Annotated in this window: 1 protein-coding gene; it reads left to right on the forward strand. The window is 68.0% G+C overall.

Going from position 1 to position 584, the window contains the following annotated elements; translation table 11 throughout:
* Positions 1–141: 141 nt before the first annotated feature.
* The coding region (locus J5M58_RS25935) for a POTRA domain-containing protein (protein ID WP_306795248.1) at positions 142–584 on the forward strand (443 nt) is incomplete at its 3' end.

The following is a 584-nucleotide window of genomic DNA, read 5'->3' on the forward strand; positions in this document are numbered from 1 at the left end:
GGATCGATGACGCCCGCGCACGCGTCGGCCACGTCGCGGCCGCGCCGACCGACGCGTGCGCGGGCGTCATCGATCCGGACTGATGGCGCGGCGCGCGGTTTGCGCGCGGCTCGCCGCCATTGCTTGACGAGGAAGAAGAACATGAACAGGAAAACGCGGGCGGCGATCGGCGTCGCCGCTCTGTGCGCGGCCGCCGGCGCCGCGCACGCGCAAAGCCGCTCGGGCGGCAATCCGCTGGAAGCCCTCCCGCAGATCAACACGCCGCAAAAGCCGAGCGTCACCGTGCAGGTCGCGCCGCAGGAAGTCCAGGTGCAGGCGCTGCTCGCGCGCCATCTGACGCCGAGCTCGTTCCAGGTCGAAGGCGTCAAGTCGATTCCGTTCGAAGAGATCTCGCAACGCTTCACGCCGCTCGTCGGCAAGGACATCACGATCGGCCAGTTGATCGAGACGGCGAACGGCGTGACCAAGCTGTACCAGGAGCGCGGCTACGCGCTGTCGTTCGCGTTCGTTCCCGCGCAGACGTTCGAAGGCGGCGTCGTGCGCGTGACGGTCGTCGAAGGCTATGTCTCGAACCTGAAGATCAC

This window comes from Pseudomonas sp. 32_A (assembly GCF_017490905.1).
In the GTDB taxonomy this organism is placed as follows: Bacteria; Pseudomonadota; Gammaproteobacteria; order Pseudomonadales; family Pseudomonadaceae; genus Aquipseudomonas; species Aquipseudomonas inefficax.